Origin of the sequence: Vibrio sp. 10N.222.52.C3 (assembly GCF_041474195.1) — a bacterium.
Taxonomy (GTDB): domain Bacteria; phylum Pseudomonadota; class Gammaproteobacteria; order Enterobacterales; family Vibrionaceae; genus Vibrio; species Vibrio crassostreae_C.
In genome coordinates, this window is sequence record NZ_JBFRTQ010000027.1 from 107757 (window position 1) to 128763 (window position 21007).

Sequence of the window (21007 nt, forward strand, 5' to 3'; positions counted from 1 at the left end):
TATGTTTGATTACGAAAGCTTACGACTTATTTGGTGGGTATTGATCGGTGTTCTACTGGTTGGTTTCGCCGTAACTGATGGCTTTGATATGGGTGTTGCCGCTCTGTCACCTGTTATCGGTAAGAGCGACACTGAACGTCGTATTATGCTAAACACGATTGCCCCTCACTGGGATGGTAACCAAGTTTGGCTTATCACTGCGGGTGGTGCATTGTTTGCTGCATGGCCACTGGTTTACGCGACGTCTTTCTCTGGTTTTTACTTCGCAATGTACGTAACGCTAGCTGCACTTTGGTTACGTCCACTTGCTCTTGACTACCGTTCAAAGATCGAAGATCCAAAATGGCGCAAAACTTGGGACTACGCACTTTGCTTTAGTGGCGCAGTACCACCAATCATTTTCGGTGTGGCATTTGGTAACCTACTACAAGGTGTTCCATTTGAACTGAACGAATTTATGATGTCTAAGTACCATGGTACGTTCTTCGCTCTGCTTAACCCATTTGCATTGCTTTGTGGTGTGTTGGCTCTGATGTTGTTCGTGATGCAAGGTGCAACATGGCTTCAAATGAAGACAACAGAAGCGCTGCACGCTCGTGCTCGTAACGTTGCTCAGATCACTGGCCTAATTGCTATTGCTCTATTCGTTATTGGTGGTTTCTGGGTTCAATCTATCGAAGGCTATGTAATTACGAGCACTATCGATACGTTTGCTGACTCAAACCCACTAAACAAAGAAGTATCACTTCAAGTGGGTGCTTGGATGACAAACTTCGAAACTTATCCAGCAATGTGGGCTGCGCCGATCCTTGGTGTAGCAATGCCACTGCTTGCTGTGATTGCATCTCGCTTTGAGCGTGGTGGTTTCGCATTCTTGTTCTCAAGCCTATCGAACGCTGGTGTTATTCTAACGGCTGGTTTTGCAATGTTCCCATTCGTAATGCCATCAAGCCTGAACCCTAACCAAAGCTTGACTATGTGGGATTCAACAGCGAGTGAGCTAACGCTTGGTCTTATGACTGTCGTTGCGGCGGTAATGGTTCCTGTGATTCTTGGCTACACAACTTGGACATACTACAAAATGTTCGGTCGTCTAGATAAGAAACACATCGAAGATAACGACGTTTCAGCTTACTAAGCTAGAAGTTAAATAACTTAGGAGAAATTTTATGTGGTATTTCGCATGGATTTTGGGTGTACTTCTAGCATGTGCATTCGGCATCATCAATGCTCTATGGTTAGAGCATTCAGAAATGATGGATAAAGACAGTGAGTAATCTCGCGGAGCAAATCGCTAAACTGCATCAACCAATGGATAAGACTCTGTTAAGAGCCTTAGCCCTAGTATTGGGTTTCATGCATGTGGGTTTAGTGATGTGGGATCCTGAAGCGTATGCGACAAGCATCGGTGGCTTTAACGCGATCATCGGACCAATGTTTATTTGGGCAGTATGCTCAAGCATGGTTTACGGTATCGGATTTAAGCCAAGAGCTTGGATGTGGCAGCTACTGTTTAGCCCATATGTTTCACTCACAATTTTGCTCTACCTAACGGTGCTGCGCCTTCTATAAAAGGCAAAGGATTTAGGTTCATAACAACGTGAGCCTTTATACTTGTTGGGTTTTTAGCCAAAAAGAGGTCATCTTATACAGATGGCCTTTTTTTTCGTCTCTCAAATCAAAAAATTCACAGCGATATACTATTAATGATAAGGAGTTAGGTTATAGTGAAATCTTTATCGTTTTGGATTGTGGTATCAAATTGCAGGGATTATCTAAGCCATTTACGTGGCCAGTGACAGTGTATTACGAAGACACCGATGCGGGTGGCGTTGTATACCATTCAAACTATCTTAAGTTTTTCGAACGCGCTCGAACTGAGATGTTGCGCTCAATTGGCGTTTCTCAGCAAGTATTGTTAGAACAAAACATCGGTTTTGTAGTCCGACATATGGACATTGATTTTATTCAAGGCGCGCGTCTTGATGATTCTTTACAAGTCATTACAAATATTTACGAGTTGAAGCGAGCTACCTTGGTCTTCTGTCAAGAGATCGTAAATCCTGATGGCAAGGCATTGTGTAAAGCAATGGTTAAGGTAGCATGTATCGATAATCAAAAAATGAAACCCAAAGCAATGCCAACATTTATTCTCACGGAGCTAACGAATAGTGACTGCTGAAATCTCAATCTTAGGCCTAATTTTAGAAGCTAGTTTACTAGTTAAGATGGTCATGCTGACTCTTATGGGCATGTCTGTTGTTTCTTGGGCGATGATCATAAAAAGAAGTAAAGTGTTATCTCAAGCTTCTAAACAAACAGAAGTGTTTGAAGACAAATTTTGGTCAGGCGTTGATCTTGCAAAACTGTACCAAGAGAGCAACAAACGCAAAGACGAGCTTTCTGGTACTGAAGAAATTTTCTACGCAGGCTTTACTGAGTTCGCTCGCCTTCGTAAATCGAATGCAACATCACCTGACTTCATCATGGAAGGCACTGGCCGTGCGATGCGCGTTGCCGTTGCTCGTGAAGTCGATGAACTAGAAACTAACTTACCTTTCTTGGCGACTGTTGGCTCTATCAGCCCATACATCGGCCTATTTGGTACGGTTTGGGGCATCATGCACTCATTCATCGCACTAGGTGAAGTGAAGCAAGCGACGCTCGCAATGGTTGCCCCTGGTATTGCAGAAGCACTGATCGCAACAGCAATGGGCCTATTCGCTGCGATTCCAGCAGTAATGGCGTACAACCGCTTCAGCAGCCGAGTAGGCAAGCTAGAGCACAACTACGCGACTTTCTCTGAAGAGTTTCACAGTATTCTTCACCGTCAAGCGATGGCTGGCAGGGAATAATAGATGGCTGGATACCAACCTAAAAAACGCAAAATGACAGCAGAGATTAACGTTGTACCTTACATCGACGTTATGCTTGTTTTGCTGATCATTTTTATGGTGACTTCGCCGTTTGTTACTCAAGGCGTTGACGTTGAATTGCCTCAGGCTTCAACGGCTAAATCGGCACAAGACCTACTGGGTGACGACAACGCAAGTTTCATCATCGTTGAAGTGAACAAAGACGGTGAGCTTGGTTTGAGCGTTAATGACGAAGAAGTACAGCGTGGCTTATCAATGGAAGATATTATCGTCCGTGTGAAAGCCGAGTTGTCTCTGAAGCCAAACTCTCCAGTGGCGGTTGGTGGTGATGCCGCAACGCCATACGCTGAAGTGGTTTTATTACTTGATGAATTAAGCCGTGCAGGTGTGCCAAAGGTTGGCCTTTTAACGGATATAAGGGAATAGCTCCGTAGCATTCATGAAAGCGAATAATAAAAAATCCAATAATTTCAGATCACCGCTTCTTATTTCTCTTGGGCTGCACGTCATTTTATTCGTTGCGCTCATTTGGGGGGCGGATTTCACGATGTCAGAGCCAAAGCCTACAGGGCAGATGGTTCAAGCAGTGGTGATTGATCCTCAGTTGGTTCGCCAGCAAGCTCAACAGATTCGTCAACAAAGAGAAGCGGCAAGCAAGAAAGAGCAAGAGCGTCTTGACAAACTAAGACGTGAAAGCGAACGACTTGAAAAGAATCGTAAAGCTGAAGAAGAAAATATTCGCAAGCTAAAAGAACAGCAAGCGAAAGAAGCTAAAGCAACTCGTGAAGCTGAAAAGCGTCGAGTTGAGAAAGAGAAACAACGCAAAGCTGAAGAAGCGCGTTTACAGCAAGAGCAAAAGAAAGCCGCTAAAGCCGAAGCTGACCGTAAGCTAAAAGAAGCTGCGTTAGTGAAAGCCGAGAACGAGCGTAAAGCCAAAGAAGCGGCAATCGCAAAAGCTGAACAAGAACGCGTGGCAAAAGAAAAAGCAGCGAAAGAGGCAGCAGACAAAGCTCGTAAAGAGAAAGAAGCCGCTGAACTCGCGGAAAAGCAACGCATAGCGAAAGAGAAAGAAGCGGCAGCCGCAGCAGAGAAAGCCCGTAAGGCAAAAGAAGCTGCAGCAAAAGCAGAAAAAGAGCGTAAACAACAAGAAGCCGCATTGAACGATATCTTTGCTGGGCTTGAAACGGAAGCGACTCAAAACTCTTCAGCAAGACAACAATTTATCACTGATGAAGCGCAACGTTACGGGGCTATCTATACCCAACTGATTCAACAGAACCTGTTGTTAGAAGACAGCTATCGAGGACGCTCATGTCGAGTGAACCTTAAGCTGATTCCAACGGGCTCTAACGCGATATTGGGTAGTTTGAGTATCTTAGATGGCGATAGCCGTTTATGTGCAGCAACCAAGCGTGCGGTGGCACAAGTACAATCTTACCCGTTGCCTAAAGACCCAGACATTGTGAACTCACTGAAAGACATTAACTTAACTGTATCACCAGAGTAAAAGGACGAACTTGTGTTAAAGAAACTATTACTGAGTTTTGTTTTCTTAATAGCTACAAGCAGCCAGTTTGCACATGCAGCGCTGGAGCTGGTTATTACAGACGGTATTAACTCTGCAAGACCTATCGCTATTGTACCTTTCCGTTGGGAAGGCTCAGAGCCATTGCCACACGATGTATCAGCGGTTATCGCTTCTGACTTACAGCGCAGTGGTAAATTCAGCCCAGTTGCGACAAGCAAAATGCCTCAAACGCCTTACAGCGAAACTGAGGTTAACTTTGATGCTTGGACTAACCTAGGTGTTGACTCATTGCTTACCGGTAGTATCACTAAAAATGCCGAAGGGCAGTATGTGGTGAATTACCAATTGATCGACATTGTTCGTGGTCAACTGACCAAAGGACAAAGTCGTGCGCTGAGTGATGAAGGCCAATTAGTGCTTTCTAAAGATCACGTTCTATTCAATAAGAAGGCTACGGTTCCTGGTAATCGCTTGAGAGAGTACGCACACCGTATCTCAGACCTAGTGTATGAAGAGCTAACTGGTGAGAAAGGCGCGTTCTTAACTCGTATCTCTTACGTGGTAGTGAACGATAAAGACAAGTACCCGTATCAACTTCGTGTTGCTGACTACGATGGCTTTAACGAGCGTTTAGTACTTCGTTCTAAGCAGCCTCTCATGTCTCCAGCATGGTCACCAGACGGCAAAAAGCTAGCTTATGTGAGCTTCCAGAATGGCCAAGCTGAAATATTCATCATGAATATTTACACGGGTGAACGTGAGAAAGTGACGTCATACCCTCGTCACAATGGTGCGCCAAGATTCTCGCCAGATGGTAAAACATTGGCATTGGTATTGTCGAAAACGGGCAGCCTTCAGGTGTACACACTTGACCTTGCTAGCCGTAAGCTGACTCAAATTACCCGCGGCCGTTCGAATAATACTGAACCATTCTGGCACCCAGATGGCAAGTCTCTTATTTTCACATCGGATCGTGGTGGTAAACCACAGATTTATAATGTAAATTTGTCCAATAATTCGACTTCTCGTATTACTTGGCAAGGTAGCCAAAACTTAGGTGGCCAGATCACTCCTGATGGTCGATTCATGATCATGGTGAATCGCAGCAACTCAGGTTTTAACTTGGCTAAGCAAGATTTGGAAACCGGTGCGGTTCAGGTACTAACAAAAACATTGTTAGATGAGTCTCCAAGTATTGCACCGAATGGAGGTATGGTTATCTATAGCTCTATTTACAACAAAACAAATGTACTATCGATGGTTTCTATCGATGGACGTTTTAAAGCTAGATTACCGGCAACTAACGGACGCGTAAGAGCGCCTGCATGGTCACCGTTCCTCTAGGGAAAATTACATATTCTTTTAGCTATTGATAGTGTTAACTATTGTGGCATTTAACTATCTATAGCACTCTTAGTCGCTGTAGAAACTAAGTTTGATAACGTAAGGAAAAAAAGATGCAACTTAACAAAGTTCTTAAAGGCTTGATGATTGCACTACCAGTGATGGCAGTAACGGCATGTAGCTCAACTGATGAAGCAACATCTGCAACATCTGGTACTGAAAGCAACCAAACAACTTCAGGTTCAGAAGGCAATGTAGACACAACTGTTGTAACGCCAATTGACGCTAACGGTCAACTGTCTGAGCAAGAGCTTAAAGAGCAAGCGCTACGTGAAACTCAAACAATCTACTTCGCATTCGATAACTCTACTATCGCTGGCGATTACGAAGAAATGCTAGCAGCTCACGCAGCATACCTAGTTAAGAACGTTGACATGAACGTTACTATCGAAGGTCACGCTGATGAGCGCGGTACTCCTGAGTACAACATCGCACTTGGCGAGCGTCGTGCACAAGCTGTAGCGAAATACCTACAAGCTCTAGGTGTTCAAGCTGACCAAATCTCTATCGTAAGCTACGGTGAAGAGAAGCCACTTCTTCTAGGTCAATCTGAAGATGTGTACGCTAAAAACCGTCGCGCAGTACTAGTTTACTAATTTTAGTAGACTATATAATTGAGGAATTGCCTCATGTTCAGTAACACAAAGCGAGTCATTTTGCTTTCGTTACTGGCAAGTGCAGCGAACACCGCGTTCGCTGCACCAGCTCCAGTATCCGATCTCAATAGCACCGCAACCAATTCATCATCTTCCTCTCGATCAGCATCTAACGAATCAGATATTGAGCGTTTAGAGCGCCTGCTTCAAAATCGCAATCTCGTTCAGCTTCAAATGCAACAGCAAATCGACGACATGGCACTGGAGATCAGTGAACTTCGTGGTGATCTGGAACGAAACAGCTACGATATGAAGCAAATGCTAGAGCGTCAGCGTGAACTGTTCATTGAACTGGATCGCGTAAGAGGCGAGGTGAAAGCAGCAGGAACAGCAACGGTAGCAGTGGCGGCGAGCGAAGGCTCTAAAGACGCTTCTGGTACGTTCAGTACTGATGTGGATGAGCAAACTGCTTATCAAAATGCTGTAGATATGATTCTAAAGCAACGAGACTACACGGGTGCTATCGCTGCATTCCAAAAGTTTCAAAAAGACTTCCCAGATTCTACCTTCACACCTAACTCACATTACTGGTTAGGTCAGCTTTATTTCGCTAAGAAGCAAGATAAAGAAGCCGTGAAGAGCTTCGCTGCTGTTGTGTCGTACAAAGACTCAAACAAGCGAGCAGATGCACTGGTTAAGCTTGGTGACATAGCAGCGCGCAACAACAACGCGACGCAAGCTAAGAAATATTACCAACAAGTCGTAACCGAGCACCCAAACAGTGCTTCGGCTAAAGTGGCCAAAACCCACTTATAACCAAAATAGGGGTGCTTAGGCGCCTCTTTTTTATACCTGTTCACTTCCGTTTAGTGTTTACTTCTCTTGCTAGTGATGACAACACATCGCCTTGTTTATGCGTTTTAAGCATTAGCTAGTCACCGCTTGCAACCAATCCTTTTTGATCCCAATCGCTGTCCTGTGTAGAATACTCGGATTCTCGGAAGAAGTTGCGTAGAGCAAGAGCAATGAGTCATATACTAGATAAAATCGATACAGTTTACCCGTTTCCGCCTAAGCCAGTTCCATTGAGCGACGCTCAGAAACAGGCCCACATCGCAAACATCAAAAAACTACTTCAAGAAAAAGATGCAGTTCTAATTGCACACTACTACACCGATCCTGAAATTCAGGCTCTGGCAGAAGAAACTGGTGGTTTCGTTGGCGATTCATTAGAGATGGCTAAGTTCGGTAACCGTCACTCAGCAAGCACTTTGATCATCGCTGGTGTTCGTTTTATGGGTGAGTCTGCAAAGATTCTTACTCCTGAAAAACGCATTTTAATGCCAACACTTGAAGCTGAATGTTCGCTTGATCTTGGCTGCCCAGCTGACAAATTTACAGAATTTTGTGATGCTCACCCTGACCACACTGTGGTTGTATACGCGAACACCTCTGCAGCTGTTAAAGCTCGTGCAGACTGGGTAGTTACGTCGAGCATCGCTTTAGAAATCGTTGAAAGCCTAGACGCTGAAGGCAAACCCATTATTTGGGGGCCAGACCGTCACCTAGGTTCTTACATCGCAAATCAAACTGGCGCTGACATGTTGCTTTGGCAAGGTGAGTGTATCGTTCATGATGAGTTCTCAGCTGATGCTTTGAAGAAAATGAAATCGGTATACCCAGAAGCGGCTATCTTGGTTCACCCAGAATCACCAGCAAGCGTGGTTGAACTGGCTGACGCTGTAGGCTCAACAAGCCAACTGATCAAGAAAGCAAAAGAGCTGCCTCATCCACAGATGATTGTTGCGACAGACAAAGGCATCTTCTTCAAGATGCAGCAATTGGTTCCTGAAAAAGAGCTGATTGAAGCGCCGACAGCGGGTGTTGGTGCAACGTGTCGTAGCTGCGCACACTGTCCTTGGATGGCAATGAACGGCCTTGAAGCGATTGAAAACGCGCTTGAGAATGGTGGTGAGCAACACGAAATCTTCGTTTCTGACGAATTACGCGTGAAGTCTCTTATTCCATTGAACCGCATGCTAGATTTTGCAGAGCAGTTAAATGTGCAGGTAAAAGGTAACGCGTAAGTCGTTCTTTTATCTAACCAATAAAAAAACCAGCCAATAGTGCTGGTTTTTTTGTATCTGCGTATAGGCCGCCAATATCAATCTTGTGGTCATGTATCTTTTTCTGATGATACATCTTGTTGATATCGCGTATTTTTTCTAGCATGTAAGTAAGAGAAAAAGATTAGAGGCTCGAATGATAATCTGGTTACAACTCAAACGCTGGATCAAAGCAAACATCTTTGTTTTGAATGGCAAAAACTTACTGTTCACTTTTCTTGGCTACATCGCTTTATCGTGGTCGATGCTGTATTTGGCGGGTGAAACAGATTTAACCAGTTCGGTTACCGTATTCGCTTACTACTTGGTGGTGACGGCTTCTACGGTTGGTTATGGTGATTTATCACCGACCACGGTAGCGGGGCAGTGGATCGTTATTCTATTTGTGATTCCAGGCGGGTTGAGCCTTTTTGCCGCGTTGCTCGGTAAAGTGGCGACAGAAGGTGTTGAATATTGGCGAGCGGGCTTGCTAGGAAAAAGGAGAGTTAGAGTGGACAACCACATTTTGATGTTGGGGTGGAATGAGCAAAGAACCATTCATCTCATCCGCATGCTACAACACGAAGAAACGGGTAAACGACCAATCGTGCTATGTACGCGTTCAGATATCGAGAACCCGTTACCCGGTGAAATCAATTTCGTCAAAGTCAACAGCTACACCGATGGCAAAGAGATGGAGAAAACGGGCATTGAGTCTGCAAGTTGCATCCTGATTGATAACCCAGAAGACGACATTACGTTATCTGCGGCGCTTTACTGTGCCAACCGAAACCCTAAAGCGCACCTTCTTGTTTACTTTAAAGATGAAGCGCTGAGCGATTTGTTACACAAGCATTGCCCTAACTCAGAATGTATTCCAGCGGTGGGTGCTGAGATGCTAGCAAAGGCTGCGGTAGACCCAGGTTCCAGTGCGCTTCACCAAGAATTATTGAGCTCAACAAGAGGCATGACACAGTATTCAACGTATTTCCCTGAAGACGCTGAGTCTGTCACCGTCGCGCCTATTTTCTCAGTGTTTAAAGAGAAGTATCAAGCAACTCTGATCGCCATTGATACGGGGAGCGGTATTGAACTCAACCCAGAGTTAGATCAAGTGGTCAGCAGTGGCACTAAGCTGTTTTATATTGCTGATGAGCGAATTGATGACTTCGATTGGAAAGGTTTCTAAAGCGACTATTTTATTTCGTCTGAAAACTAAAAAAGGCCTCATAATGAGGCCTTTTGGCTTGTATAAAGCTAACTGTTATTGAGCTTCAGCTAGTGCAATGCCACGCTGCGTTAGTCCGCAAAGCATCACAGGAACAGCGTTAAAGATCTCTTCGAACTGCTCTAGGCCTTCGATGCCTTGCTCTGCAAGCGTAGCAATTGACGTTTCTGGATCGTAAAGCATGCTCAGTGACAGCAGGACACCGCCAACGAGTGCGTTATCTTCGCTCTCTTCAGGCATTAGTGTTTCCCAATCGTCGCGAGCAATCTGCCAGCCTTGAAGCAAGCCTTCACAAAAATCACGAGCGGCAGTGTTCACCACTTCTTCGTCGTCTAATTGACAAGCTTCAGGCCAAACCCAAGTCCCTTCAATCAGTTCTGGGCGGGTTTTATTCCAAAGCTCGATGATAACTTCAATGTAGCTTTCTAGCTGTTCACCATCCGTAAAAGGTGCGACTTCTTCGCCACCCCATAAGAACGGTAGCCACTCATGCGGGGTTAACACATTCGGTGCCGCTGCCATTGCAGTGACAAAGCCCATTGTTTTGTGTTCTGTGATTAGCTTTCCTTCCAACTCTGGAAGCGCAAGAATATCTTGTAAAGTCAAAGTGAGGTACCGTAAAAGGGAACATATTTGCGCTTATAGTACCAATGAACTTGTGCCAATCAAGCTTCAATCTAAAAAGGCTTGATGTCATGGATGATAAACACTAGGTTTAACAGAAAAGAAAACAATAAAAGAATTATGCAGATACGGTCGTCTTTAAAGAAAAAAAGCATGGTAGCGCTTGGATTATACCTTGCGATGTTTATTGCCATTGTCGGTAGTGTGACGTATTACGTCGTAGAATCCCCTGTGCGCGCCAAATTACAACAAAACCTCGACTTGCGTACGCAACTGTTATCCGCATTGATTACAGAGCCACTCAGTAGTTCTCGAGGCTTCGTAGACAGTCTCGTTGGGTTTGCTCAAGCGCATCGTAACGGTGATGATGTTATTCCGCTCTTTAAGTCCACGTTGGCGGCGAGCGACGATACGATTGTCAGTGCCGGTATTTGGCCCGAACCTTATGCGCTTGATTCTAAAAAGCTTCTCAACAGTTACTTTTTTAATAAAGCCGACGATGGAATAATCGACCAGATATATTCTTACAACAACCCCCAAAATGCCCCTTATCAAGAAGAGTATTGGTACACATCTGTCGTCAACCAAAAACAAGGCACGATCTCTTGGAGCGATGTGTATATCGACCCATACACACACGTTCGAATGATTACGGCGTCTTCCCCTTATTATTACGACGGTACTTTTGCCGGTGTTGCCACGGTGGATCTCTCGCTCGAAGAGCTGCTTGGTTTTATCAAGAACCACGCCGAAGAATACAACCTTGGCATTACGCTCAGAGATAAGCTTAACCAAGTGTTGGTTTCGCATAACTTTAATCTCGTTGAAGGCATTTACATCAGTAGCAATCAATTTGGTGATTTCGGCTGGCAAGTGGATGTGGTGAACTCCAAATCACGAGTAGAAGACGAAGTGTTTCGTCAGGTGATGAGCATTGAAGGCGGTATTGTTCCGCTATTGCTACTTTGTGTCATGGCGGGGTATTACTTATTGAACCGTTATTTGATTAGTCCAATCACAAGGATTGCAGCACAGGTTGATAGCTCGAAAGCCGGCGAAATCATTGATGTGGATTACTCGAGTGATGACGAAATCGGCCATTTGATTAAAACCTTCAACGAAAAGACCATTTATCTCGAAGCGGAAAAGGTTAAAGCTCAGGCATCCACCAATGCAAAAACCGCTTTCCTTGCGACCTTGTCACATGAAATTCGCACTCCGATGAATGGGGTATTGGGTACCGCTCAAATCCTATTAAAAACGCCTCTAAATTCTGAACAAGAGAAGCATCTTAAGAGCTTGTATGAGTCCGGCGATCATATGATGACTCTACTCAACGAGATCTTAGACTTCTCGAAGATCGAGCAGGGCAGGTTGGATCTTGATGAGACGCGTTTCCCGCTTGATTCGATCATCGGCAGTATTAACAGTGTTTACTACACATTGTCTTCCGAGAAAGGGCTTCAATTCAAAGTGTACTCTGAGGTGACTTCGGGTCGTTGGTACTTCTCAGATAAAGCTCGCCTTCGCCAAATTTTGTTTAATCTATTGAACAACGCGGTGAAGTTCACCTCCAGAGGCTTTGTTGAGGTGTACCTGAAAGAAGTTGTAGAGGGGAGTGACACCTATCTGAGCATTCGAGTTCGTGATACCGGAATTGGTATTTCTAAAGAAGCTCAGAAGCGTATTTTTAAACCGTTTGAACAAGCGGAGTCTTCGACCACAAGGCGTTTTGGCGGTACTGGCCTTGGCCTCGCGATTGTGAAGAAAATTGCCCAGTTGATGGATGGCAGTATTACCGTCACCAGTGAAGAAGGGATAGGCACGAGTTTTGATGTTCGCTTGAAGATTCAGCCATGTCAGCCAGGAGAAATCGAGAGTTTGCCACATAAGAAGTTGGACTACTCTGGCTTAAAGGTACTGATCGTCGAGGACAACCGAACTAACACGGTGATCATTGAAGCCTTCATGAGCAGTAAAGGCTTTACCTGTAAGAGCGTCGAAAACGGTGAACTTGCGATACAAGCCGTGGTTGCTGAGCGCTTTGATTTGGTGCTCATGGATAACCATATGCCTGTGATGGATGGCGTTGAATCAACCACTGCTATTCGTGCTTTGATAGGCGATGTGTCATCGGTATTGGTGTTTGGTTGTACGGCTGATGTCTTTAAAGAGACTCGTGAGCGTATGTTGGGGGCAGGTGTGGATTATATTATTGCTAAGCCGATTGACGAGCGTGAGCTGGATGATGCCTTGTTCCGCTATTCAAATAAGCTTTATCAATACCATGAAGTAAAAGCGGATGAGCTCGAAAGCCAAGACTTAAAACCACACGATTCGAAAAGTAAAAGCGAGTCACTGCCTAAACCTGATCTTCGCAACAAAGATAACACTGAAGAGCTGTTAGTGACGTTGTATGTGGCGCTAGAAGACAACAACCTAGAACTGATTCAATTTGCACTAGAGAGCCTACGTGTCCACGTTGAAGCTATGAACAACGCGGAACTTACTGAACAAGTCGATAAAGCGTTAGAGCAGGTTGCTTTAGGATCACCACCTACACAAGATGTCATTAATATCATTACTGTAAATCTACCTATGGCTTAAATGTTGTTTAATTACGGTAAGTAAATGACGAACTGTCCAATATTTGACCTTGGTTGGATTTTTTGGTGAAAGTGACTGCTTTAAAAGTGGTTTTTGGTTGTTAATTTACAACTTGATTTTTAATTTGGAGTGTATGACTGCTAATCTTGTGATTTAATAGCGACATTATCTGGTGAGGTGTAAATGTGCCTTGTTTATATGTTACTAAATCACTAATTAAGCAGTGATATATTTTAGGTTTGTCGTCAATGAAGTCTCGTGGTCCATTTTGTATTCGAAACGCAGCTGCGGATACATTTGCTATGGTCGTTTTCTGTTTTATTTCTGGCATGATCGTAGAAGTGTTTATTTCTGGTATGACGTTTGAGCAATCTCTTGCTTCTCGAACGTTATCTATTCCTGTAAACATTGCTATCGCTTGGCCTTATGGCGTTTTTCGTGATTGGTTCTTACGCAATGGTGCAAAACTTTCAGAAAGCTCATTGATGAAAAACTTGTCTGATTTGATGGCATACGTGTTATTCCAGTCTCCAGTGTATGCGGGTATTTTGTTGGCAGTGGGTGCTTCAGGCGACCAGATCGTTACGGCTGTCACCAGTAATGCAGTTATCTCGTGCGGTATGGGCGTACTTTACGGCTACTTCCTCGATATGTGTCGTAAATGGTTTCGAGTTCCTGGCTACTATCAACAAGCTTAAGAAAAGCAACAAGCGTAAGTGCAGCGAAAGAATGAAATTTGGTTTGTTTTTGATCTAATGAGTTAATTTGTAATCGAACAAACCGAAAAAGGCACTTTTTTTGAGAATGCCCCTTGACCAAAGCAAGCAGAATCAATAAAGTAGCGCCTCGTTGAGTGACATGCTCAACACACAATTTGTGGAAGGATGGCTGAGTGGCTTAAGGCGCTCGCCTGGAAAGCGAGTATACGTTTATAGCGTATCTGGGGTTCAAATCCCCATCCTTCCACCACTATTCAAAACCCTAGCAGAAATGCTGGGGTTTTCTCGTTTTAGAGCCTCTATATCCCACCTCATCTGTATACCTCCCTAATATCCGTTCCTTTAATCATTGCTTTATAGTTATAATCTCTATTAATACCGTCGCAGAATTAACCATATTAGGTGTTTTTATCATAGATAATCGCTTGATTTTTTGGCGTGAACCTAGATTATTAATAGTACGCAATATTATGAATAATCTAACTATTAGGAATCCATAACCTCATGACAGAAACCCTAGTTTCTCCAATGCTCTCTTTTACGATCGCGATTTCATTACTGTTTATCGGTAAAGGTTTGATCGAGCGATCTGAAGTATTAAGAAAGTATTCACTGCCAGAGCCTGTGATTGGTGGCTTTGTCTGCGCAGCGACCGTAGCGGCGCTTTACTATATTTTTGAAATCCAAATCACTTTTAGCCTAGATGTCAGAGACTTTTTGCTTCTCTACTTTTTTGCTGGCATCGGGCTCCAAGCGGATATTAAAACACTGATTAAAGGCGGGCGACCGTTGTTCATCCTACTGTGTCTTGCTGCCATTTTTATCGTGTTGCAAAACGTAGTCGGAATGGCAGTCGCTTCTGGCTTTGGAATGGATGCGAAAGCAGGCTTGCTATCTGGGTCTGTTAGCTTGATAGGCGGCGTAGGCACAACGTTAGCTTGGGCGCCAATGTTTGTGGAAGAGTTTGGTATTGCTAACGCGCTCGAACTTGGTGTCGCTTCAAACACGGTTGGTTTAATTGCAGCGTGTGTGATTGGTGGTCCGATTGCGAACTACCTGCTCAATAAACACAAAGTAAGCCCTTCTAATGAAGAAGAGGTTACGGTTGGTGCATTCCAAGAGAGTGAAACAAAAACAGAGCTTAGCCACTACGGCGTTCTGTGGGCGTGGTTGATTCTTAACTTAACACTAATGCTGGGTTACAGCTTGAGTGAAGTTATCGACTCGATGGGCCTAAAACTGCCGTTATTCGTTAGCTGTTTGATCGCAGGTATCCTAATCGGAAACGTTGGTCGCGCACTGTTTAAGAAACGTCGTACACAAGAGAAAATCGCTCAAGGCCGCAAAGGCTTAGCGATGATCTCTGATATTTGTTTAGGCATGTTCTTGACCATGGCATTGATGGGGTTGCGTATCTGGGATCTCGATGGACTGTTTGGCTATATCTCTGTTGTCATGAGTATCCAGATCTTGCTTTCCCTGTTGTTTACTGTGTTTGTCGTTTATTACTTGATGGGAAGAAACTACGATTCTGTGGTGATATGTTCAGGCTTCGGTGGTATCACTCTAGGCTCGACCGCAACAGCAATTGTGAACATGACCGCAGTAACTCATCGATATGGCGCAAGCCCACAAGCATTCATTGTGGTGCCATTAGTGTGTGGTTTCTTTGTTGATTTGATTAATGCGCTAGTGATCAGTTTCTTTGTTGGTCTGTAGCGCTAATTAAGAGCAATTGTCTTAAGCAAAAAAAGCCTAGCTGTGATGCTAGGCTTTGTTGTATTCAAGTATGAGCATTCTCTTCTACTAAGTGTATGTTTAGCTCCGAAGGTAATTGGCTGCTATTGGTGTATATGCGGTCAAAGTCATTCAGTGACGCTACCTTTAGAGCGGCAAAGCGTCCCCATTTACTGGCATCCGCGACAAGCCAGCTTTCACGGCTGTTCTTTATGATTGATTTGGATAGGTCAGCCTCAACTTGCTCATGTTCCATAGCGAAATTACTGTCTGTTACTGAGCCACACCCACAGATGCCAATGTCAGCTTCAAAATCGGAAAAGAAGTGGACCACGCTACTGCCCACCATGTCTTGGTGTTCTCGTCTGAACAAACCACCGGCCAAATACACTTCAATTTGCTCGTTTGCTTCTAAGATACGGGCCACTTGTAGGTTATTGGTGATCACTCGTAACGCGGGCTTTGCCAACAAATACTGCGCAATTCGAGTGACGGTGGTACCAATGCCCATCATAACCGTTGAGCCTTCAGGTATCGCATCGGCAACCGCCATCGCAATACTGTCTTTTGTTTCTGACTCAACGCCAGCGCGGAATCGATAACTCGTGTTCGTGAGCGTAGTAGGTAGGCTCACGCCTCCGTGCACTCTACGCGCTAGACCTTGCTCACACAGGTGGTTTACGTCACGGCGAATGGTTTGAGTAGTGACAGAAAACAACTCGGCTAAGTGGTCAATCTGAATATCTTGGTTTGCTTTAAGCGTTGCGAGTATTTCTTTCTGGCGATGGTTCAGTTCCATAGAAGCCCACTAAAATTGGTTTGGTACGTCAGTGATGATGTTATCGACGCCAAGGTTAAAATATTTAGCCGCCAATTGTGGATCGTTCAGAGTCCATATTTTAAGAACTGCGCCTGAAGCTTTGATCGCTTTTGCTATTTTCTCATCAAGAATGCGGTGATCGATATGAATGCTGTAAAGATCAAGTGATTGAAGGGATTCTAGGCTGAAATCGTTCCACACTTCGCAGATAAAACCACGTTTAACCTCTGGCATCATCTGTTGGCAAAGACTTAGCGCCTCTTTTTTGAAGCTTGAGATGAGCAGTTTTTCAATAGGGAACTGCTTTTGCTCAATCAGTGCGATCACTGTTTCAACTAGAGGCTGAATAGCCTTATCGTCGTAAATTTTGATCTCAAGGTTCAGAGTTACATCAAGTTCTAGGCATTTGTCGAACGCTTCACTCAAAGTAGGAATCGTTGTCCCCGCGAATTCGCTACCAAACCAACTACCAGCATCTAAGGTCTTGAGTGTGGTTAAGTCTAAATCGGCGATATTGCCCGTTCCGTTAGTACAACGATTGACTGTCTTGTCATGAAAAAGCATAGGGATGCCATCAGCGCTCAACTGGGTATCAATTTCAATCCATTTAGCACCAGCTTTCTCTGCTTGTTCAATACTCACTAACGTATTTTCAGGTGCTAAAGACGCGGCACCGCGGTGGCCTGTGATCATAATTCAATCTCGATGTTCATTTGAAAATTCAGGAAACAGTAGCTCTACTTTATTACAGATTTATTATCTATCCGCTATATCTACTTATTTTAAATGAGAGCTAGCTAAAAGGTGTTGTACAGAGTTTATACAATAGTGAGACCTTATACTCACAATGTTCAAGTCGGTAAGATTAATGTTCATATGAATGTAATAATTCACTCACATACTCTACGAAAACTTAATAACCCCCTCTATATTTAGAAAACGATAGCCACATAAAGGTGATAAAAAATGAAAAAGCTATTAGGTACAGTAATTATGGCGGCAACGCTGCTTGTTGGTTGTGGTGAAGCTGACAAGGCTGGTTCTGAAGCTAAAGACGAGCCGATCAATATCAACATGAGCCTTGTGTTCACTCAAAATGAGCTGCTTACACAAGAGCTAATCAAAGCGACCGACAAAATTCGAGAAAGAACCGATGGCTCGGTAAACATTAAAGTTTTCCCTGGTGGCCAATTGCCTGTTTACAAAGATAACTTGGAACAAGTGGTTAACGGTGCCAACTGGATTGCCGTAGAGGATTTGACTTATCTAGGTGATTACGTGCCTGACTTTGCTGCACTTGCAGGTCCAATGCTGTACAACACCTACAATGAATACTTAGCGATGATGGACACTGATTTCGTCGCTGGCCTTAAGACTAAAGCGGAAGAGAAAGGCATCAAAGTATTGAATGCAGACTACATGTTTGGATTCCGCCACATGATCACCAATAAAGAGATCGTTAACTCTGATGACATGAAAGGCATGCGTATTCGTGTTCCACAAAGTCAGCTGTTCATTAGCACACTTTCAGCAATGGGCGCAGCTCCAGCTTCTCTTCCATTCCCTGAGACCTATGCAGGTGTTCAACAAGGCGTTGTTGACGGTCTTGAAGGTTCTATCCTGACAATGTACTCAACCAAGATCTACGAAGTGGCTAAGAACATGTCTTTGACTAAGCACTTCCTTGGCACAGTGGGTATCTACATTTCACCAACGCTTTGGGACAAATTTACGCCAGAGCAACAACAGATCATCAACGAAGAGCTAGAGGCTGGCGCTGAATCTAACACTGCTGAGCTAGTTAAATTGGATGTTGAATACACTCAGAAACTTGAAGAGCTAGGCGTTACCTTCAATGAAGTGAATTCTGAAGAGTTCAACCAGTTGACGGCAGATGTGTACAACCAGTTCCCAAGCTGGAGTGAAGGTATACACGCGACGATCATGAAAGAGCTAGAAACGATCCGAGCTGCACAGTAATCCTGCATACGTCAATTAATTAGTTAATGATTACGGCCTAACTATTCTTAGGCCGTTTTATTCCTGAAATACCCACGTTGTATTCGGTATTTCGCTGGAGAAGTCTTTTGTTTTTATTGAAAAATATTGAAGAAATCCTCGCTTCTATCGCTATATCGATCACCGTTTTGGTTGTTATCGTTAACGTCGTCCTGCGTTATGGATTTGGCTTTGTTGTCCCGTGGAGCGAAGAGTTGTCGGTTATTTGCTTCATTTGGGCTGTCTACTTAGGGATTAGCTCCTGTTACAAACACAAGCTTCACATGGGTGTGGACGTGGTGGTTGCCATGTTGCCAGAAAAAGCAAAAATCCCATTTAGGCTATGTGTTTCCGTTTTCCTACTGGCTCTGAACCTCTTAATGGCAGTTCTGAGTTATCAATATCTCATGTTATCTAACAAGGTAACGCCAGTCATGGGCGTATCATATTTTGTTATCAATGGCGTGTTGTTGCTTTGTTTCTCATTGATGGCGATCCACACCGTTCGATTTATTGCGAACGATGTCGCTTCTCTAAAGCGCTCTTCTAAGTAGGTACGATTCATGGAAAGCTATCTTCCAATCCTTATTCTGTTTGTTCTATTTCTTTTGAACATCCCCATCGCGTTTTCTCTGATTGCATCGGCGATGGTTTACTTTCTTTTTATCAATGACTCTATTCCGGTGAGCTTGGTGATGCAGCGCTTTATTAGCTCTGCTGAGTCTTTTCCGTTGTTGGCTATTCCGTTCTTTATCATGGTGGGTTCGGTGATGAACTATGCGGGGATCAGTAAGAGCTTACTCGCCTTTGCTGATTCTATGATTGGTCACAAAACCGGTGGCCTTGCTCAAGTGAATGTAGCATTGAGTACTCTGATGGGCGGTATCTCTGGTTCTGCAAATGCGGATGCGGCGATGCAGTCTAAGATTCTTGCTCCTGAGATGACCAAGCGTGGTTACGACTTACCATTCACGGCCGCTGTAACAGCTGCTTCATCAAGTATCAGCCCTGTGATTCCACCGGGTATCAACCTAATCATCTTTGCTTTATTAGCGAATGTGTCGGTCAATCAAATGTTTATTGCGGGTTACGTTCCGGCATTTTTGATGGCGCTGTCGCTGATGGTGACGATCGCGTTCATCGCTCGCAAACGTCGTTACAAACCGTCGCGTTCTGAGCCAGCTTCTGCTAAAGAGCGCTTTCATTATTTCCTGAAAGCGATACCGGCACTGCTGATCCCATTTGGCATTATTTTAGGCATGCGTTTTGGCTTGTTCACGCCTACTGAAGCGGGTGCGATTGCTGTATTACTCTGCGCGATTATTGGCATCTTTGTCTATCGTCAACTGGGCTTCCGCCATATCCCGCTGATCATGCGTGAAACAGTGCAAGGCACCAGTAGTGTCATGTTCATCATTATCGGTGCCATGGTCTTTGGTTACTACATGACGCTAGAGCAGATCCCACACAATGTTGCGTCTGCGTTGATTGAACTTACCGACAACAAGCTCGTCTTGCTGTTGTTGATTAACGTACTGCTGTTAGTGGTTGGCATGTTCATCGAAGGCGGTGCTGCGATGATCATACTCACGCCATTACTATTGCCAGCTGTGCTTAACCTAGGCGTTAACCCGGTTCACTTCGGCATTATTGTGATTGTGAATATCATGATTGGTGGTGTGACTCCGCCATTTGGTTCGATGATGTTTACGGTTTGCTCGATTTTAAAAGTTCGTATGGTCGACTTCGTAAGAGAAGTGGCTCCGTTGTTGCTAGCACTACTTACGGTTCTGATGTTGCTGACTTTCTCTGAAAGCTTAGTGATGTTTTTACCGAATTTGCTTTAACACTGTTTAGTGATTGATTGTTTAGAGGTGTAGAAATGAATTCGGTATCGAATGAATTGAACCAAAATTGGAAAAAGATAGATTGGGTGTTAACCGATGTGGATGACACCTTAACGTGGCAAGGTCAATTGCCTCCTGAAACCTTGATTGCGTTAAGCAAGCTACGTGATTCAGGGAAAAAAGTAGTTGCGGTAACGGGCGCATGTGCAGGGTGGTGTGATCATATTGCTCAGCTGTGGCCTGTTGATGCGGTTCTCGGCGAGAATGGCGCCTTCATTATGGAAAAGAAAAACGGTTATCTGACATTGCGATCTGATACCCCTTTGCCAGAAGTCAGTGCTAATCAGAGCAAACTGAAAGAACAAGTTTTAGCTATTTTGAGCGATTACCCAGAGCTCAGTTTAACGCTCGATCAGTCGTACCGCTTGTGTGAAGTTGCGATAGACATCGGTCAAAACCGTCCCAAAGTCGATGATGCGATTATTGAAGAGATAGTCTCTAAGATTCACGCGTTAGGTGCACATGCCACAGCAAGCTCAATTCACATCAATGCTTGGTATGGTGAGCACTCTAAAAAAGCGACATCGACCGCTTTTCTCAAAGATAAGGGGTTATCTGATCAAGAGATAGTCGAGCGTAGTTGCTATGTCGGTGACTCGATGAATGACCAATACATGTTTGAAATTTTGCCTAACAGTGTCGGTGTGGCAAATATCCAGCATTACTGGGCGCGACTTGAGCATCATCCATCAGTGGTGATGAGCAAGCCCGGCGGGTACGGTTTCTCAGAGTTTGTCGATAAGTTACTTGCGCTAAAATAGTCAGACAGACTCAAATCCTTCATGGACAAAAGTGAAACTACCCATAAGGTGGTATCTGTATTTTCTGTCTATGAAGGTTATTTTTAATAAGGATTCA

22 protein-coding genes and 1 tRNA gene are annotated in these 21007 nt (G+C 44.2%); 20 read left to right on the forward strand and 3 right to left on the reverse strand.

Annotated features, from left to right (window positions below; translation table 11 throughout):
- Position 1 precedes the first annotated feature (1 nt).
- The 12 genes from cydB (at position 2) to AB4517_RS04790 (ending at position 9698) form a co-directional block, all read left to right on the forward strand.
- Positions 2 to 1138 carry a cytochrome d ubiquinol oxidase subunit II gene (cydB, locus tag AB4517_RS04735; protein WP_017062076.1) on the forward strand — a complete coding sequence of 379 codons (1137 nt, stop codon included), beginning with the start codon at positions 2 to 4 and terminating at the stop codon, positions 1136 to 1138.
- Between the two features lie 31 nt (positions 1139 to 1169).
- The gene (gene cydX, locus AB4517_RS04740) at positions 1170 to 1277 is read left to right on the forward strand and encodes a cytochrome bd-I oxidase subunit CydX (RefSeq protein WP_000270284.1); all 108 of its coding nucleotides are present in this window, start codon (positions 1170 to 1172) and stop codon (positions 1275 to 1277) included.
- Positions 1270 to 1572, forward strand: coding sequence for a cyd operon protein YbgE (gene ybgE, locus AB4517_RS04745; RefSeq protein ID WP_017062075.1), 303 nt, complete (start codon positions 1270 to 1272; stop codon positions 1570 to 1572). The genes cydX and ybgE overlap by 8 nt, the downstream gene beginning before the upstream one ends.
- A 172-nt stretch (positions 1573 to 1744) precedes the next feature.
- Complete coding sequence (ybgC, locus tag AB4517_RS04750) at positions 1745 to 2182, forward strand: tol-pal system-associated acyl-CoA thioesterase (protein ID WP_017067533.1); 438 nt, start codon at positions 1745 to 1747, stop codon at positions 2180 to 2182.
- Complete coding sequence (gene tolQ, locus AB4517_RS04755) at positions 2172 to 2855, forward strand: protein TolQ (RefSeq protein WP_017062073.1); 684 nt, start codon at positions 2172 to 2174, stop codon at positions 2853 to 2855. Before ybgC ends, tolQ begins: the two co-directional genes overlap by 11 nt.
- 3 nt (positions 2856 to 2858) lie before the next feature.
- Positions 2859 to 3302 carry a protein TolR gene (tolR, locus tag AB4517_RS04760; protein ID WP_017062072.1) on the forward strand — a complete coding sequence of 148 codons (444 nt, stop codon included), beginning with the start codon at positions 2859 to 2861 and terminating at the stop codon, positions 3300 to 3302.
- A 13-nt stretch (positions 3303 to 3315) separates the two neighbouring features.
- Positions 3316 to 4383, forward strand: a complete 1068-nt coding sequence (tolA, locus tag AB4517_RS04765; RefSeq protein WP_017062071.1) for a cell envelope integrity protein TolA — start codon at positions 3316 to 3318, stop codon at positions 4381 to 4383.
- Between the two features lie 12 nt (positions 4384 to 4395).
- Positions 4396 to 5748, forward strand: a complete 1353-nt coding sequence (tolB, locus tag AB4517_RS04770) for a Tol-Pal system beta propeller repeat protein TolB (RefSeq protein ID WP_017062070.1) — start codon at positions 4396 to 4398, stop codon at positions 5746 to 5748.
- Positions 5749 to 5861: 113 nt separating this feature from the next.
- On the forward strand, positions 5862 to 6404 hold the full coding sequence (pal, locus tag AB4517_RS04775) for a peptidoglycan-associated lipoprotein Pal (protein ID WP_017062069.1): 543 nt from the start codon (positions 5862 to 5864) through the stop codon (positions 6402 to 6404).
- A gap of 33 nt (positions 6405 to 6437) precedes the next feature.
- Positions 6438 to 7220 (forward strand): tol-pal system protein YbgF, encoded by a 783-nt coding sequence (gene ybgF / locus AB4517_RS04780; protein WP_017062068.1) that lies wholly within the window; start codon positions 6438 to 6440, stop codon positions 7218 to 7220.
- 209 nt (positions 7221 to 7429) lie between these two features.
- A complete protein-coding gene (gene nadA / locus AB4517_RS04785; RefSeq protein WP_136973580.1) occupies positions 7430 to 8491 on the forward strand; it encodes a quinolinate synthase NadA in 1062 nt (353 codons plus the stop codon).
- 175 nt (positions 8492 to 8666) lie between these two features.
- Positions 8667 to 9698 (forward strand): potassium channel family protein, encoded by a 1032-nt coding sequence (locus tag AB4517_RS04790; RefSeq protein ID WP_017063519.1) that lies wholly within the window; start codon positions 8667 to 8669, stop codon positions 9696 to 9698.
- A 75-nt stretch (positions 9699 to 9773) separates the two neighbouring features.
- Here the strand turns inward: AB4517_RS04790 and AB4517_RS04795 are convergent, their stop codons facing one another.
- Entirely contained in the window at positions 9774 to 10343 is a 570-nt protein-coding gene (locus tag AB4517_RS04795; RefSeq protein ID WP_017062064.1) for a UPF0149 family protein, read from the reverse strand.
- 171 nt (positions 10344 to 10514) lie between these two features.
- Between AB4517_RS04795 and AB4517_RS04800 the strand changes: the two genes are divergently transcribed.
- The 4 genes from AB4517_RS04800 (at position 10515) to gltS (ending at position 15406) form a co-directional block, all read left to right on the forward strand.
- Positions 10515 to 12968, forward strand: a complete 2454-nt coding sequence (locus tag AB4517_RS04800; protein WP_372147973.1) for an ATP-binding protein — start codon at positions 10515 to 10517, stop codon at positions 12966 to 12968.
- 248 nt (positions 12969 to 13216) lie between these two features.
- On the forward strand, positions 13217 to 13666 hold the full coding sequence (locus tag AB4517_RS04805; protein WP_017062062.1) for an L-alanine exporter AlaE: 450 nt from the start codon (positions 13217 to 13219) through the stop codon (positions 13664 to 13666).
- Between the two features lie 180 nt (positions 13667 to 13846).
- Positions 13847 to 13937 (forward strand) — tRNA-Ser (locus AB4517_RS04810).
- A 254-nt stretch (positions 13938 to 14191) separates the two neighbouring features.
- A complete protein-coding gene (gltS, locus tag AB4517_RS04815; RefSeq protein ID WP_017062061.1) occupies positions 14192 to 15406 on the forward strand; it encodes a sodium/glutamate symporter in 1215 nt (404 codons plus the stop codon).
- Between the two features lie 64 nt (positions 15407 to 15470).
- On the opposite strand, the gene AB4517_RS04820 is transcribed toward gltS, so the two are convergent.
- On the reverse strand, positions 15471 to 16223 hold the full coding sequence (locus tag AB4517_RS04820; protein ID WP_372057987.1) for a DeoR/GlpR family DNA-binding transcription regulator: 753 nt from the start codon (positions 16221 to 16223) through the stop codon (positions 15471 to 15473).
- Between the two features lie 9 nt (positions 16224 to 16232).
- Entirely contained in the window at positions 16233 to 16937 is a 705-nt protein-coding gene (locus tag AB4517_RS04825) for a glycerophosphodiester phosphodiesterase family protein (RefSeq protein ID WP_372147974.1), read from the reverse strand.
- 273 nt (positions 16938 to 17210) lie between these two features.
- On the opposite strand from AB4517_RS04825, the gene AB4517_RS04830 reads away from it, so the two are divergent.
- The 4 genes from AB4517_RS04830 (at position 17211) to AB4517_RS04845 (ending at position 20910) form a co-directional block, all read left to right on the forward strand.
- Positions 17211 to 18224, forward strand: coding sequence for a C4-dicarboxylate TRAP transporter substrate-binding protein (locus tag AB4517_RS04830; protein ID WP_017062050.1), 1014 nt, complete (start codon positions 17211 to 17213; stop codon positions 18222 to 18224).
- Positions 18225 to 18331: 107 nt separating this feature from the next.
- Entirely contained in the window at positions 18332 to 18796 is a 465-nt protein-coding gene (locus AB4517_RS04835; RefSeq protein WP_017062049.1) for a TRAP transporter small permease, read from the forward strand.
- 9 nt (positions 18797 to 18805) lie between these two features.
- The gene (locus tag AB4517_RS04840) at positions 18806 to 20089 is read left to right on the forward strand and encodes a TRAP transporter large permease (RefSeq protein WP_372147975.1); all 1284 of its coding nucleotides are present in this window, start codon (positions 18806 to 18808) and stop codon (positions 20087 to 20089) included.
- Positions 20090 to 20124: 35 nt separating this feature from the next.
- Positions 20125 to 20910, forward strand: coding sequence for an HAD-IIB family hydrolase (locus AB4517_RS04845; protein ID WP_017070430.1), 786 nt, complete (start codon positions 20125 to 20127; stop codon positions 20908 to 20910).
- Positions 20911 to 21007: the final 97 nt, after the last annotated feature.